This is a genomic window from Knoellia pratensis (genome assembly GCF_042666395.1).
Taxonomy (GTDB): domain Bacteria; phylum Actinomycetota; class Actinomycetes; order Actinomycetales; family Dermatophilaceae; genus Knoellia; species Knoellia pratensis.
This window is the reverse complement of record NZ_JBHTDJ010000001.1, coordinates 617158-632453: the sequence shown is the minus strand read 5'-3', so window position 1 is coordinate 632453 and position 15296 is coordinate 617158. Positions and strand designations below refer to the sequence as shown.

The 15296-nt window shown below is 68.4% G+C and carries 14 protein-coding genes; 1 reads left to right on the top strand and 13 read right to left on the bottom strand.

What is annotated here, in order from left to right:
- Positions 1-21: 21 nt before the first annotated feature.
- From eda to ACFQRE_RS02805, 13 genes are all read right to left on the bottom strand, one after another.
- Complete coding sequence (gene eda / locus ACFQRE_RS02865; protein WP_380118689.1) at positions 22-711, bottom strand: bifunctional 4-hydroxy-2-oxoglutarate aldolase/2-dehydro-3-deoxy-phosphogluconate aldolase; 690 nt, start codon at positions 709-711, stop codon at positions 22-24.
- Complete coding sequence (gene edd, locus ACFQRE_RS02860; protein WP_380118687.1) at positions 708-2594, bottom strand: phosphogluconate dehydratase; 1887 nt, start codon at positions 2592-2594, stop codon at positions 708-710. The genes eda and edd overlap by 4 nt, the downstream gene beginning before the upstream one ends.
- 300 nt (positions 2595-2894) lie before the next feature.
- Positions 2895-3389, bottom strand: coding sequence for a M23 family metallopeptidase (locus ACFQRE_RS02855; protein WP_380118685.1), 495 nt, complete (start codon positions 3387-3389; stop codon positions 2895-2897).
- A gap of 271 nt (positions 3390-3660) precedes the next feature.
- Positions 3661-4950, bottom strand: coding sequence for an AAA family ATPase (locus tag ACFQRE_RS02850; RefSeq protein WP_380118683.1), 1290 nt, complete (start codon positions 4948-4950; stop codon positions 3661-3663).
- Between the two features lie 84 nt (positions 4951-5034).
- Positions 5035-5526 carry an NUDIX hydrolase gene (locus ACFQRE_RS02845; protein ID WP_380118681.1) on the bottom strand — a complete coding sequence of 164 codons (492 nt, stop codon included), beginning with the start codon at positions 5524-5526 and terminating at the stop codon, positions 5035-5037.
- Positions 5527-5567: 41 nt separating this feature from the next.
- Positions 5568-7256 (bottom strand): hypothetical protein, encoded by a 1689-nt coding sequence (locus ACFQRE_RS02840; RefSeq protein ID WP_380118679.1) that lies wholly within the window; start codon positions 7254-7256, stop codon positions 5568-5570.
- Positions 7257-7381: 125 nt separating this feature from the next.
- On the bottom strand, positions 7382-8224 hold the full coding sequence (locus ACFQRE_RS02835; protein ID WP_380118677.1) for a hypothetical protein: 843 nt from the start codon (positions 8222-8224) through the stop codon (positions 7382-7384).
- A gap of 349 nt (positions 8225-8573) precedes the next feature.
- Entirely contained in the window at positions 8574-9206 is a 633-nt protein-coding gene (locus ACFQRE_RS02830; protein WP_380118675.1) for a hypothetical protein, read from the bottom strand.
- The gene (locus ACFQRE_RS02825; protein WP_380118673.1) at positions 9169-10377 is read right to left on the bottom strand and encodes a CaiB/BaiF CoA transferase family protein; all 1209 of its coding nucleotides are present in this window, start codon (positions 10375-10377) and stop codon (positions 9169-9171) included. Before ACFQRE_RS02825 ends, ACFQRE_RS02830 begins: the two co-directional genes overlap by 38 nt.
- A complete protein-coding gene (locus tag ACFQRE_RS02820) occupies positions 10374-11504 on the bottom strand; it encodes a DUF3500 domain-containing protein (protein ID WP_380118671.1) in 1131 nt (376 codons plus the stop codon). The genes ACFQRE_RS02825 and ACFQRE_RS02820 overlap by 4 nt, the downstream gene beginning before the upstream one ends.
- Before the next feature lie 3 nt (positions 11505-11507).
- Complete coding sequence (locus ACFQRE_RS02815) at positions 11508-11867, bottom strand: cupin domain-containing protein (RefSeq protein WP_380118668.1); 360 nt, start codon at positions 11865-11867, stop codon at positions 11508-11510.
- Positions 11864-13468 carry a bifunctional 3-(3-hydroxy-phenyl)propionate/3-hydroxycinnamic acid hydroxylase MhpA gene (gene mhpA, locus ACFQRE_RS02810; protein WP_380118666.1) on the bottom strand — a complete coding sequence of 535 codons (1605 nt, stop codon included), beginning with the start codon at positions 13466-13468 and terminating at the stop codon, positions 11864-11866. The genes ACFQRE_RS02815 and mhpA overlap by 4 nt, the downstream gene beginning before the upstream one ends.
- A gap of 28 nt (positions 13469-13496) precedes the next feature.
- Complete coding sequence (locus ACFQRE_RS02805) at positions 13497-14363, bottom strand: fumarylacetoacetate hydrolase family protein (RefSeq protein WP_380118664.1); 867 nt, start codon at positions 14361-14363, stop codon at positions 13497-13499.
- Between the two features lie 96 nt (positions 14364-14459).
- Between ACFQRE_RS02805 and ACFQRE_RS02800 the strand changes: the two genes are divergently transcribed.
- A complete protein-coding gene (locus ACFQRE_RS02800) occupies positions 14460-15206 on the top strand; it encodes a FadR/GntR family transcriptional regulator (RefSeq protein ID WP_380118662.1) in 747 nt (248 codons plus the stop codon).
- The last annotated feature ends 90 nt before the right edge of the window (positions 15207-15296 follow it).

Genomic DNA, 15296 nt, shown 5'->3' with positions numbered 1-15296 from the left:
GGGGGGAGCCGGTGGACTCGGTCAGCCGTGGCGCAGGGCTGCCGACTCGGAAGCAAGCGTCTCAATCCGGCCCCAGTCACCCTGTGCCACAGCATCTTTCGGCGTGAGCCACGAGCCGCCGACGCACCCGACGTTGGGCAGGTCCAGCCAGGCGGCCGCCGTCTCGGGGGTGATGCCGCCAGTCGGGCAGAACCGCAGCTGCGGGCACGGCCCGCTCACCGCAGACAGGTAGGGGCGTCCACCGCTGGCCTCCGCCGGGAAGAACTTCATCGCCGTGAGCCCGGCTTCGGCCAGGGTCAGCATCTCGGTGAGGGTCCCGGCCCCAGCGAGGAGCGGTAGGCCGCTGGCGAGCGCGGCATCCAGCAGGCGCGGCGGCGATCCCGGCGTGACGATGAACTGGGCACCGGCGTCCTTGACCTGCTGCACCTGCTCCGGGGTCACGACCGTGCCGGCTCCGACGACCATGCCCTCGACCTGGGAAGCGACGGCCTCGATCGCGCCGAGGCCGGCTGAGCTGCGCAGCGTGATCTCGATGACGGGTATGCCGCCGCGCACCAGGGCGCGGGCCAGCGGCACCGCCTGCTCGACCGAGTCCACGACGACGACCGGGATGACCGGGGCAAGGTCGAGCACGTCGTCAGCGCTCGCGATCACGGGCCGGGTGGAGCTCGACGCGGTGGTGGATGTGGTGGTGGATGTGGTGGTGGTCATCGGTTCTCCTCGCTGCTGACGAACGGTGCGGCATCGCTCTGGTCCCAGACGTGACCGAGGTTGCCGAAGATGTGGGCGCCCTCGTCGGCGCGACCGACGGCGGCGCGCATGGGTGCGAACAGCTCACGCCCCGTGCCCGTCCCCACTGCGCTGACGCGCGGCGACGGAACCCTGGCGGCGAACTCGTCCTCGTCGACGAGCACATCGAGCCGTCCGGTGAGCGAGTCGACCCGGATGACGTCGCCATCGTGGATCTTCGAGATCGGCCCGGCGTGCACCGACTCGGGGGTCACGTGGATGGCCGCCGGAATGGCTCCCGAAGCGCCACTCATCCGTCCATCGGTCACGAGAGCCACGGCATACCCACGCTTTTGCAGGACACCGAGAGAGGGGGTGAGCGCGTGCAGTTCGGGCATCCCGTTGGCGCTGGGGCCCTGCTCGCGGATCACCACGATGACGTCGCGGTCGAGCTCGCGACGCGAGAATGCCTGCAGGAAGCCGACCTGGTCGGTGAAGACGCGGGCCGGAGCCTCGATGACCCGGTGCTCGTCCTTGACCGCGGAAACCTTGATGACGGCGTGCCCCAGGGTGCCGCCGAGAACGCGCAGTCCGCCGTCGACCGTGAATGGGTCGTGGGCTTCGCGAAGGACGGACGGGTCTCTGGATTCGGTTGCGGCGTCGAGAAACTCAAGCTGTCCGTCGATGATCGTCGGACGTTGCGTGTAGCGGCGAAGCCCCGGCCCGGCAACCGTCAGGACGTCTTCGTGGAGGAGCCCGTTGTCGAGCAGGGTGCTCACGAGGAACGGGGTACCGCCGGCCGCGTGGAAGTGGTTCACGTCGGCGGTGCCGTTGGGATAGATCCGGGCGATGGAGGGGACGGCCGACGACAGGACGTCGAAGTCCTCCCACGTGAGGTCGATCCCGGCGGCCGCCGCCATCGAGATGAGGTGCATCGTGTGGTTCGTCGAACCACCGGTGGCCAGCAGGGCGACGACACCGTTGATCACCGCCTTCTCGTCGACGATCTGGCCGATGCCGTAGGGCGTGTCCGACGCGGCGATCTCGGCAATGCGGACCGTGGTGGCGGCGGTGAGCGCGTCACGCAGCGGGTCATCCGGGTGGACGAACGCGGCCCCGGGCAGGTGGAGCCCCATGACGTCCATGAGCATCTGGTTGGAGTTGGCGGTGCCATAGAACGTGCAGGTGCCCGCCGAGTGGTAGGACGCGACCTCGCTCTGGAGCAGTTCGTCGCGACCGACCTCGCCCGCGGCATACGCCTTGCGGGTCTCGGCCTTGTCGGCGTTGGAGCGTCCGCTCGCCATCGGTCCGGCGGGGACGAGCGCGGTCGGGAGGTGACCGAACGAGAGCGCACCGGCAACGAGCCCGGGCACGATCTTGTCGCAGACGCCGAGCATGAGGACGCCGTCGAACACGTCGTGTGACAGGGCGATCGCTGCCGACATGGCGATGACGTCGCGGCTGAAGAGGCTGAGCTCCATGCCCGCTCGCCCTTGGGTGATGCCGTCGCACATCGCGGGCACTCCGCCAGCAACGCGGGCGACGGCGCCGACCTCGCGGGCGGTCTGCTTCATGGAGTTCGGGTAGTGCTCGAAGGGCGCGTGGGCCGACAGCATGTCGTTGTAGGAGGTGATGATCCCCAGGCTCACACCGGTGTCGGCCGCCATCGTGGTGCGGTCGGCGCCACCACATGCGGCGACGGCGTGGGCGAGGTTGGAGCACCCGAGGTCGGTGCGGGCAGGGCGCAGGCTCAGCTCGGAGGCCGCGCGCGAAAGGCGTTGAAGGTATGCCGTGCGGCTGGCACGACTGCGTTCGGTCACCGATGCGGTGACCTGGGCGACGGCAGGGTGGAGGGCGGGGGCCATGAGGCTCCTGGGTTCGGCGGTCAGGGACGGGACCGCGCGAACGGCGACATTGGCGTTGCGCACTTGTGATCCAGATCACAAGTGTGACGATCCCGGCCGCTTCGACAAGAGCCATCCCGGGATACGGACGGGTAGCCCGTCGCGGTCGGTTGCCACTCGGTCGCCAGACGTGGAACGGGAGAACCTCCGGGTGGCGTGGGACTTTCGCAGTCCACACGTCACCCGGAGGTCCTCACCTGCCACGGGTCGGTTCACCACGCCGAACAGTCTCGACCCTCGTGGCTGGGCATCACCTCTGGGTCAGGGCCACAGGTTGGGGTTCTTGTCCGATCCGTAACCGCCGTAGCGCGGGCGTCGCTCCAGGTGCAGGTGCGGGCCGGTGGTGTTCCCGGTGTTGCCGGAGTAGCCGATCAGCTGGTTGGTGGCGACAGCCTGACCGTCGCTCACCACTCTCCTCGACAGATGGCAGTAGCCCCAGTCCGAGCCGTCCACGTTGTCGTTGATCAGGATCATGGTGCCGTACGCGGAGCCCCAGTTCGCCCGGCCGGTGCGGCAATCGCCGGCGATGGTCGCGTAGACCGGCGTGCCGATGGGGCAGCCGATGTCGACGCCGGTGTGGTATCCGGCCGCCCAGTCGCCGGGCTGCCTCCACTGGGCCGTGATCGGGTGCGCGGTGGGGTTCTTCACGGGCCGCACGTACGACGCGGCCATAGCTGCTGGCGCTCCGACGATGCCACCGATGGCAAGTCCGGCGACCGTTGCACCCCCGCTCAGGATGATCCGTCGACTGGGCATGGACGATTCGTGATGGTCTGTCATGTCAGTTCTCCCGGTTCTACTCATGATCGGGGTGTGAGGACCCTGAAACAACGCTCATGCCCACCAGCCCCCGCTCGCTTGTCTGGGTCATTTCGCGCGCCGACCAACCTGCATGGCACACCACGTCCCAAACCCCGCTGCGAAACCGCTGCGAGTCCATTGAGTCAAACAGAACTCGCCCCATCTCGCCCAAGATGCAGGCGGGTGAGCACGCCGAGCGCCCTCGGCGAGTCACGACGGCAGATGACTAGCGGCGACTGCCCCAGTTCCAGGTCGGGGTGGTGAGCAGTCCCTGACCCTCGACGAAGGTCTCGCCGAGGTCCTTGACGAGGGTCACGCGACGAGCCGGTGAGCCCAGCCCGATCGTGCGCTCCTCGTCGCCATCATCTCCGTCGTCGTCCTCTTCGTCGTCGTCGCGCACGCGGAGCAGTTGCGCGAGGGTTTCCGAGTGCGACACCACCATGATCTGGCTGCGTTCAGCCGCAACGGTGATGAGCCGGGCCAGGGGTGGCAGCAGGTCGGGGTGGAGTGAGGTCTCGGGCTCGTTGAGCACCATGAGGGGCGGCGGGTCGACCGTGAGCAACGCGGCGACGAGACAGAGGTAGCGCAGGGTCCCATCGGACAGCTCGGCGGCAGAGAGGGGTCGCAACATCCCCGGCTGGTGGAGGTGGACGTCGAAGCGCCCGTCGACGACGGGGACGTCGAGCGTCGCGCCCTGGAAGGCGTCGGCCACGGCAGCATCGAGGCCTGACCGCCCGTTCTCGCGGATGGTCTGGAGCGCTGCGGCGAGATCGGCACCGTCGTCCGCGAGGACCGGGGTTCGGGTGCCGATGTGGGCCTGTCGCGCTGGCGCCGCTGCGTCGGCCCGGAAGCCGTCATAGAACCGCCACCCCTGGATGAGTCGCCGCACCTGCAGCAACTCTGGCGCGCGGTCAGGGTCGGCGACCTCGGTGAGCATCGACTCCCACGGTCGGAGGGACTGGGTGAGCCGGGCCCATCCCGGGCGCTTGGTCGCAGACGGCTCGATCGGTTCGGGATCGGACTCCCACCCCTCGTCCCTGCCTGCGTACCAGTCCGAGTCCCGTGCGATGTCAGGGCCGTCTCCAGTCCAACGCGCCTCGACCGTGCCCCAACGACGGCGCACGAGAACGGTATTGGGCCGCATCACCGGCCCTGCCCAGACGATCTCGCGCTTGATCTCGGGATCGCGCAGGAACGCCGAGCCACCTCCGTCGGACCCCGAGCCCTGGGGCGGAAGGCCGAGGTCGACGAGATAGCCGAAGTCCTCGGTCGTGAACCCCAACCGCAGACTGATCGGACCCTTGCGCACCGTCCCCTCGACGGCATACCCCGATTTTCGCGCACCACTCAGGCTGACCGGACCAGCCCACAGTGCTGACTGCAGGCCACCCTCGCGCGCCAGGGTGCCGATGGCATCGCCGCAGCCGCAGCCCGCGAGCAGCCGGAGGCTGCGATAGAGGCTCGACTTGCCCGATCCGTTCGCGCCGGTGACGACGTCAAGGCCGTGCAGCGGCACGACGACATCACGCAGCGAGCGATATCCCGAGACGGCGACAGCAGTGAGCCCGAACGAGAACGTATGCCGAACCCCTGACAGCCGTCACAGGCCGAGCATCAGGGGCGGGTCCGGGAGCTCTCCCGCGATCAGCGCCAGCAGCGGTGTGGCGATGTCACGCGGCGAGAACAGGTCGGGTCCGGCGTACTTCGCGATGTCTTCCTGCCGCCACCACCGCCAACCGCTGATGTACTCGCCGGCGAGGGCGTCGTCGGAGAGTGCTCCGCGGGGATCGAATCCAACGGTGCGGACAAGGAAGTAGTCGTTGACCAACCCGTCGTAGCTGTCCGCCAAGCCGGGAGCGGCGACCTCCTGGTGCCAGACGTGAGGCGGGTCGGCGTCCAGGACGAGCCCTGTCTCCTCGAGCAGCTCCCGGCGCAGCGCCGCCAGCGGGAGTTCACCGGGTTCAATTCCACCGCCGGGGGCCGCCCACACGACCGTGGCGCCCGCCGGTACGGCTGGATGCGGAAAACTGAAGCGGCACAACAGGACTCGGTCATGGTCGGCCAGGATGACCGCCCTGACGGCACGCCTCATTCTCGACGTGGGAGGCCTGGCAGGCGGGTCAGGCGTGACATTCATGTCTCGACCGGCCAGCACTCCTCGCGCAGCTCGAGGAGGCGACGTCGATATCGACCGACGAGCAGCGCGGGATCCCCAAGTGCGTCAGTGGTGCTGCGAGTCCTGCCGTTCGTGTAGGTGCGGGCGAGGGTTTCTGCTCGCGTCGACGGTGGCGACGACACGGCGAAGAAGGACCAGAGTTCGCCGGCGCGCAACCGCGACGGCGGTTCCCCGATGAGGTCGTTCGCGCGGGCGAGGAGCCAGGCAATGGCGGCCGCCGTGTTGGCGTCCTTCGACCTTCGTGTCACGACGTCGGGATCATGGCGGGCCACGCCGGTGAGGAATCGTCGGCACGCGGTCCTGAACTCCACGCCGAGCGCGTCGAACGGTCCCTCGTCGATCAGTCGGTCGAGGTGGACGGCGATGGCGAGCACCCGGTCGCGGGCCTCGCCGGTGATGCCGTCGAGATCGAGCGGTTCGTCGGGCAGCGGCACGTCGTCGAGGGCGTCGACCGCAGCCTCACTGCCCAGGGTCTCGACGAGCTGCGCACGGTTCGCGGGGCCGTAGGGCCCGGTCCTCGCCGCGGCCAAGTGCGCCTTGTAGTCGCGCACCGCCGAGTTGGCGCCGAGGCCACGGATGAGCTGGAACCTGGGTAGCCACCTCGTGACGGACTGCAGAGTCTCGGTCGTTCCGCCAGGGCTGATCCGCAGCTCTCGGTGGGCGTAGCGAACCAGCGCCGGCAAAACATCAGGGACGGCGTCGAGGGCCTGCTCGGTGAGCTCTGGGTCCAGTGGCAGCTCGTTCACGAGACACACCTCGACGGACACCGGGCTCCATCGCAGGGCGTCGCCGGAATGGTCCACAGCGAACTCCAACAAGGCCGCCGCCGCGTCCCTCGTCGGTCTCGTCGAGCTGAGCGACCTCGCCTCCAGCGAGTTGAGGAAAGTCTCGACAAGCTCGGTGACGTCGACGTCGTATGCCGCGTGGCCGGCATACCCCGTCCCTCCCGCAGGGAGCGTGCGGACGAAGAATTCGAGGAGTGAGCGGCACAACGGCCAGCCGTCCTGTTCCCAGTCCGGCAGGAAGTCGTCGAGGTTGGCGAGGCCCTGCTCGATGCGTGCGCGGGAGTCGGCGAGATCAGTGGGGACAGGGGTCACTGAGCGGTCACCGGCCTCCCGGGCGATCTGGATGAAGCGATCGACGATGGCCTCCACAGGTTCGCCGATGAAGAAGCCGTCCTTGACGATCGTCCCCATGTTGTGGTCGATGTAGGCCACAGCGGTGGCACGCTCCCCCGTCGGCCACGTGATGCCGAGGATGACGTTGTCGCCGTCGCCGAGTTCGTCGCCCATGAAGTACGCAGCGTCCACCTGCGCTTCGGCGAGCCCGGTGACGGTCGTGGGTGTTGGCTGGCGTCGGGTCGCGAGCGCTCGACGAATGTGACGACGCTCGATGTCGTCAGGAGTCGTGGCGGCGATGACATGGAGCAGCGCGGTCGTCTCGGCGTAGTTGACCTCGATCATGCTGTCGACAAACGATGCCCAGCCCTCCGGTGCCGGTTGGGCGTCGTAGTCCCGCCCGGCATCGCCCAGGACCGAGGCGATGACCAGGAACTCGGTGAAGTCCTTGGCGCGCAGGGCAGTGCGCAGGCCGGTCAGGAGTTCCGGGGTCGCCGAGCCGTCCGAGTGCCCGTTCTTGTGCGCCATGCCCCCATCCCACCAGATCGGCGTTGGCGACCTGAAGACCTTCCGGTATGCCGCCCGCGCACCTTCCGTGCGTCGGGCAGGGAAGGTGGGCGGACGGCATACCGGCGCGTCCTTGACGGAGCGAACTAGAGGATGTAGCCGCTCGAGGCGCTCCAGATCTGGTGGGTTCGGCAGTTGGAGTCGGCGTACTGCAGCGACGTCGACTCGAAGACCGAGTAGAGGCGCACGGTTGTCGAACCGGCCGTGGCCGGCGCCCAGACGATGCCCTCCATCATCGGGAGGGTGCTGTGGTCCGAGCGCGCCCCGGTCGAACGCACCTGGGTCGTCACCTTGCTCAAGTTGTCCCGACCCCACGACCGGCTGAAGACGAAGTGGCCACTGGTGACCTGAACGCCCTGGACGATCGAAGGAGTGCTGTAGGAACCGTTCGACCTCACCGTGACGTAGCCCGCCGTGGCCGTCGAGTAGCGGCGCATGATGTTGCCATAGAAGTCACCGACGTAGAGGTAGCCCGCGTCGTAGTCCATGTAGGACGCTCGCGCGAGGTTCGCGCCCGAGCTGTCCTGCAGGCGGTACTTGGCTGCGACGGTGACAGCACGACGGGTGCCGGCCGGGACGGCCCGGATCCGATCGAGCGGGATGCGGTAGACGTACGAGCCGCCGGCGCTGTCGGCGACGTAGAGGTTGCCCCGACCGATCGTGAGGCCGCCGACGTGCCCAGTCTTGGGGACAGCACTGAGTTCGATCGTCTTGACCCAGGCCGAGGTCGACCTCTTGAAGACGACGACGCGCGGCACCTCGAGTGCGTCACGGTGGTACATCGAGACGTAGAGCAGGTCACCGCTCGCGTCGTAGGTCATGCCCTGCGGGACCCAGTTCGTGTTCTTGTAGGAGCTCATCGTGTGTCCCGACCAGTTGTCGAAAGCGTTGAGCTTGGGATCGTCACAGTTGGCCGCCGTCGACGTCATGATCAGGGATCCCGAAGTTCACCACCCAGCACTTCTTCGCCCACACTCTTGACAGCGTCGAAACATCTGGAGCGCCTGTCCCCCGATTCGTACCTATCGCGGCCACGTGGTCACGCGGCCAGGACAACCGCCTTGACATCGGCACAGTCCACGACCTGGGCCTCGACATGGTCAACCAAGCCGGGCAGAGGAAGACCCACCTGCTGCGCACAAGTGACCGGCGTACTGGTGGACTTGGTCCTGCGTGGGGAGCTGGCTGAGGGCTCAGGTCGTTCGTTCAGATGCGATCGACGCTTGGAAACTCGCGAGTCCGCTCGATTGTGCGGCTGCTCACCTACGCGCTGGGTGATCACCCGGTGGCCTGAGGACCGGTCGGCATTCCCCGCCGGTACACGACGCCACACCCCGCACCCTCGGTCCTGCGAATCTGCGGCGGCGATGCGCCGGGAAGGTAGGCGTTGAGGAATCCTTGAGCCAAGTCAACCCAGGCTTCCAAAGGAATGTCGGTACCAATCGCCTCGGCCGCCGACATTGCGTCGGCAGGATCGTTCCCGTTGAACCCCTCACGTCGTGCCACGATAGTTAGCTGTCCTTGCCGCTCCCAGAACAAAGTGGACGTTGCGCGTTTGCGCGTTCCGCGGGTGATGACGTGCTCGCCGTCAAAACCTCGTCCAACGTCGCAATCGACTCGCGGAAATTCACCGTGGTGTGCCCATGACCACCATGCCCGGGCGAAGGCGAGGTCGACCCTTTCATGCAGGTCAGGCAGGTACGAACAACCACAGACAACGAGCCCGAGAGCGATGCCCTCGGAGACGGCGTTACGTTGCGCAGTCCAGGACAGCGTCATGGCTTCGGCCGTTCGTTCGGACAGCGGTACGCCCGACGATTCGCGACCGAGGGGGGTCCAGTTCTTGACGCGTGCGGCGCGCTGGATCGCCGGGTCACGAGTTGTCCGAGAGCCATCGGCGGACCGCTTCACCGTCGGCATTGAGCACCGGCGGAGCGGCGTGGTCCGTTCTCGTGGTCTCGGTCTCGCGACTGTCGAAGAAGCGCAGGGGAAGTCCGGGGAGGGTCACGGTCCCAAGTCGAGCGTGGTCAACCTGCACGGTTAGTCCCTGACTCTGCACCTGGGCCGACGCGTACACCTCATCGAGGCTTCGCACCCGGCCGGCCGGTACCCCAGCACGCGCCATCCGACCCAACAGCTCGTCGGTGTCGACGGCCACGAGGGTCGCCTCCAGCTCGGCGATGAGGACGGTGCGGTTGCGGACCCGGTCGTCGTTCGTCGCGAACCGCGGGTCGTCGGCGTCGACACCGACTGCCGCGCAGAGCCGCCGCCACAGTTGTCCGCTTCCGACGGCGATCTGGACCGCGCCGTCACGGCACCGGAACATGCCGTACGGCGCGATGGAGGGGTGGTGGTTGCCGGCGGCGCGGGGCACGTCCTCCCCCACCGTCCAGCGCGTGCCCTGGAACGCATGGACGGAGATGCCGGCTGCCAAGAGCGACGTGCGGACGATCTGGCCCACGCCGGTGCGCTCCCGCTGGAGGAGTGCGGCCAAGACGCCGGCGGCACCGTTCATCCCGGCCAGCAGGTCGCAGATCGGGACACCGACCTTCTGTGGGTCATCCGGTCCCGACCCAGTGAGCGACATCAAACCGGTCTCGCCCTGGGCGATCTGGTCGTAGCCGGCGCGGTCGGCCTCGGGGCCGTCGTGGCCGAACCCGGTGATCGAGAGCACGACTAGTGCCGGGTTGAGCGCGAGCAGTCGCTCGGTGCTGAAGCCGAGCCGGTCGAGCACTCCCGGTCGGAAGTTTTCGATCAGCACGTCCGCGCGCTGTACGAGAGCGGTCAGGACGTCGCGGCCGTCGTCGGCCTTGAGGTCGAGGACGATCGACTCCTTGTTGCGGTTGGCCGAAAGGAAGTAGGTCGCCTCCGGGGTCCCCCCGTCACCGGGGTCAACGAAGGGTGGACCCCATCCGCGGCTGTCGTCCCCAGTGGGCGACTCGACCTTGATGACGCGAGCCCCCATGTCGGCGAGCATCATCGCCGCGTGCGGCCCGGCGAGCGCCCGAGACAAGTCGATCACGAGCCGGCCGGCGAGCGGCCCACCCGTCTGGACGTCGTGGGGTGACGCAGTCGCACTCATTGGGCAAGGGCGTGCTGGGTTGCCCGGTGCTGGGCGAGGATGTCGTGCCCGAAGTCGTTGGTCGGGTCACGCCAGACGCAGTGCACGTGGTTCGCGTCGTCCTCGGTGTTGTCGAACTCGACGAGGGTGACCGGCCCCTCGATGCGGAAGTAGTGCGGCTCCTCGATGCGGTGCGACCCCGCCCACACGAAGTGCAGTTCGTCCTGACCGGCCGAGCGGATGCGGTCCATCTCGCGGCCAACCTGCGACGGCTTGAGCCGCAGGACGAAGGACTCGAGCAGGCGGTCGAACGCCTCACGCTGTTCGGCCCCCATTGCACCCCTCGAAAGTCCACGGCGCTCGTCCTTGACCCAGCGCAATGCCTGGCGGTCGGCGTCGGTGATGGGCGCGTCACGGCGGCCAACGCCGTGGACGTCAGGCCACTCCTCGTCCCCGAGGATCGGGACGCATCGGGTGGCGAAGTCCGGGGGCGGGGTCGGATGGATGGTCGCCGTGGAGGCCTGCGCGCCGTCGAGGGTGGCGAGCAGGGAGAAGCCGAGGTCTTCCTCGTGTCCCAGGATCCGGAACGGGCCGAGCCGCGCCGGCTCCGACCCGAGGAGGAGGGGGGTCGCGGCCATCAGATCTTGGCCGGCGACGGTGAAATTCAGCGACAGGTGGTGACCGACGAGGCGCCATCCCCAGTCGCTGTCCGGTTGAGGCTGGTCGAAGAAGGTGAGGAAGTAGCCCTCGGGATCGCGGAAGTGCGCGGCGACGTGCCCGAAGAGGGGCTCGTTGAGCTCGCGCAATACGTGCTCGAGCGACATGACCTGAACGACTTGGGCGTACCCCTCGACCGAGAGGCACTCGGCGACGAGTCGGTGGGTCAGGTACCGCTGGTTCTGGTTCATGTCCCGCAGGGCCACGCCCCGGCGGCCTGACTCGGGCAGGAAGTTCCAGTGGCTACGGTTGTCGTCGCCCAGGGGGACGACAACACGCGCCCGCTGCTCGCCGTCGAGGTGGTCGTACAGCGCCATCGCGGCGAAGGTCGCCCGGGTGGTGCTGAAGTCGCCCTCAACGGGCCGGTGAGCGGTGGGGTGCGCAAGGACGGCCTCCCCCAGTGCGTCAGGCGAACTTGCGTCGGCGCCCATAGGTCAGGCCTCCTGCGGCTCGGGCTTGTGTGCTCGGATGACGAGCATGCTCGCGGGGAGATGAGTGCGGTTCTCGACCGTGCGCGAGGTGCCGGTGCTGAAGTGCACGGAGTCGTTCGGGCCAAGAGTCGCCTCCTCGCCCTCGCTCGCCATGACGAGGGCGCCCTCGAGCACCACGTACACCGTCTCGGTCGGTTGCGGTGCCAGTTCGGCCGCGCCACCGGGAAGGTAGTGCGACAGAACGACGCTGAAGGTGGTGGTGGGGGTGCCTTCGCCGCCTTGGAGGCGGACCGGACCCACACCGGTGTGGCCCGCGGGGGCGAACGGCTCGGCATTGGTTAGCTTGGTGATGCGCATGGTCATGGTCGGACGACCTCTCGGGCGGTTCGGGTGGTGGTCAGGGTGGCGCGGAGTGCGGACAGCATCTGTGGGACTTCGTCGAGCCGTCCGGCGGCGTACACGTAGAAGTCGGGGCGGGCGAGGACCACGGTGCACCCGTGAGCGCGAAACCATTGCGCGTAGGTGCCGTCGACGTCGCGCACCTGCCCATCGTCCCGCAGGGAGGTCACCGTCCCGCCGAGTTCGGCGAACCACGCCAGCTGCTCGGCAGTGGCGAGGGCGGTGGGGTCGACGTCGAGGCCGATGAGCTGCCAGGAGGCACCAACGACGTCGTCGAGCAGGCTGGTACGGCCACCGACCTCCACCCGGCCCTGCACGGACAGCCGACCCTCGACGCCAGCGCTGGGCCGGGTGATGGATGGCTCACCGAGCCGGGGATGGGGTGGTTCGACGGTGAGGGCGTCGGGGTCGGCCAACTGGGCGCGCATCGCGGCGTCACGATCAGCCGCCCGCACGGGGTCGAGCTCGCAGATGACCCGACCTATGGACACCGCTTCCTCGATGATCTCGCGGACGTGCTGCCGGCGCTCGGACCCGTAGCTGTCGAGGACCGACTCGTCGGCGAGGCCTCGTCGGACCAGATCCAGCCGCCAGGTGAGTGCACGCGCGTCCCGCAGGCCGGCGCACAGCCCTTGGCCGAGGAACGGTGGCATCAGGTGCGCGGCGTCTCCGGCGAGGAACACCCGGCCCGAGCGCCACTCCCGGGTCCATCGACCGCGGAACGTATAGACGGCATGGCGCTCGAGGCGGGCGTTCTCCGGCGTCACTCCCCAGGGCGACATCAGTCGCCACGCGGTCTCTGTCCGTGCCAGCTCCTCCGCAGTGACGTCCGCTCGTCGCATGAACTCGAAGCGGCGGCGACCGGGCCCGCTGTTGACTGCCGTGGCCGGCTGGGCGGGGTCGCAGTACTGGGTGACGAACGCGTCCCAGTCGCGATCGACGATCGGTTCGTAGTCCACGACCAGCCAGTCGGCCTCGAAACCGGAGTCGACGCTCTCGATGCCGAGCATCTGGCGGACCGGACTGTTCGCTCCGTCGGCCGCGACCGTCCATGGGGCGGTCACCGTCCGAGTCGTCGTCTCGTCGTCGGTCGCGACCAGGGTGACAAGAACGGACTGGTCGCTCTGAGCCAGGTCGGTGACCGTCCACCCGCGACACACCTCGACCCCGGGGAGCCGCGAAACCATCTCCTCGAGCGCCTGCTCGAGGTCCGGCTGGTAGAACCCGTTCGTGTTCGCCCACCCGGACTCCGCGGTTCGGTTCCAGTTGATGGCGCGCAGCAGTTCACCATCGGCGTTACGCATCTGGTAGCCCCCTCGCCCACCCTGGGAGGGCTCGAAGAGGCCGGCGTGCTCCGCCATCAGCCCGGCCGCCTGGAGGATGCGCAGCGCTTCGTGGTCAATCGTGCATGCCCTGGGTAGGGGGTAGTGCTCCGGCCAGCGCTCGACAACGGTCACCCGCCAGCCCTCGCGGCCCAACAGGAGGGCGGTGGTCAGCCCGACGGGACCGGCACCGACGACAACGCAGTCCGTCGTGGCTGAAGGCTCCGTGCGCAACGCGTCCATGGGCTAGATCTCCTGAAAGGTGGGTAGGTCAGACGATGGAGGTGGCAGCGATGTCCGCAGCCTGTCGAGCGGCGGACGAAGCAACCACGCGCGATCGCACCGAGCCGATTCCCTCGATCTCGACCTCGACGCTGTCCCCCGGCTGCAGCAGCCACGCGGGCTGCCGCGCGTAGCCGACCCCGCTGGGCGTCCCGGTGGCGACGAGGTCGCCAGGACGCAGCGTGAAGGTTCGGCTGAGAAACGCCAGGAGCTCAGGCACCGGGAAGATCATCTGGTCGGTCCGTGCGTCCTGGGTCAACTCACCGTTGACGCGAGCGGAGATGCGCAGACCGCTAGCAGGGTCCGGTGCCTCGTCGCAGGTCACCAGCTCGGAGACCGGGCCGCTCGAGTCGACGTTCTTACCAATGGTCCACTGTGTCGTGAGCTTCTGCGCACGCCGTGCAGTGATGTCGTTGAAGCACCCGTAGGCGAAGACCGCAGCCGCCGCCTCGTCACGGGTGGCCACCGTCAGCGGCCGCCCGACGACCGCGAGGAGCTCGGCCTCCCAGTCGAGACCGTCCTCGTCGACCGGCACCTCAACCTCATGGTCGGCGGGCGCCAGGGACGGCGTCCAGCGGCCGAAGATCGTCGGGTGGTCGGGCGTGGAGAAGGGACCCTCGGCCACGTGGTCGGCGTAGTTGAGGCCGACACACAGGATCCGCGCGTCCGGGCGGACCGGTGGGACCAGGTCGGCGCCCGCCAGTGGAACGGCCGCAGCGGAGGACAGGTGTTCTGGAGTCGTGTAGCGGTACGGGTCGCTCCAGAACTGGGTCACCTCGGCCAAGGGCAGGAGCGCGTCCGCGACCACCGCCGCGACGACCACCCGACCCTCGAGCCGCACTCCGGTCAACCGCATGTTGTCTCCTCGTCATAAACTACCCGGATGGTTCGGGTAGTTAGATCCTCCGTGTTGACTTGCGCGCTGTCAAGGGCACCCGCGTAAACTGCCCGTATGTTTTCTAAACCCCCTGCTCGCGCGCAGCAGCTCGCGACCGAGATCGAGCAGTCGATCGTCGAGCGGAACTTGGCGTCCGGCGAGCGCATCGCGACCATGGATGAGCTTCGGGAGCAGACGGGATACGGGCGCTCCACGATCGGGGAGACCGCTCGGTTGCTTTCAGAGCGCGGGACTGTCGAGATCCGTCCCGGGCGGGGCGGCGGACTCTTCGTCGCGACCATCAGCCCGGTGGTCCGGCTGCGCCGCACACTGCTCACGGTCACCCAAGGGCAGTCCAGCGTCAGCGACGCCATCGCCGTGCGTGAAGCCCTCGAGGAACTCATCGCCCTGGACGCGGCGCGCCACCGCTCCACCGAGGACATCTCCGAACTGCGCTCTTGCGTGGCCGCGATGGAGGCGCACGACAACGACTGGGCCACGTTCATGGCGGCCAACTGGGCGCTGCACGAGCGCATCGCCGCCGTCACCCCGAACGACCTCGCCAAGGGTGTGTACGTCGGGACGATCCGCTGCGTCGCGGAACTGCCCGTGCACGCGGGAGCAGACGCGAACGACGACGCAGAGCAGTACCTGGCATCGCGCGTGGCCGTCCACACGCAACTTGTCGACGCGATCATCGCTGGTGACCTCGACGCCACGCGCGCCGCTGTCGAGGCACACCGAGGAGTCACGATCGGAGCCGGCATCCCGGAGGGCATGTCGGACAACCAGGAGCTGGCCGAGCACGCGCTGGTGCGCTGACGTCGTCGGCGGCCGACCACCTGGCCATCGACCGCCGGGGCCACCCAGACGGGCCGCAGGTCGACACGCGTGCGCGCCACGTCGGTCCCC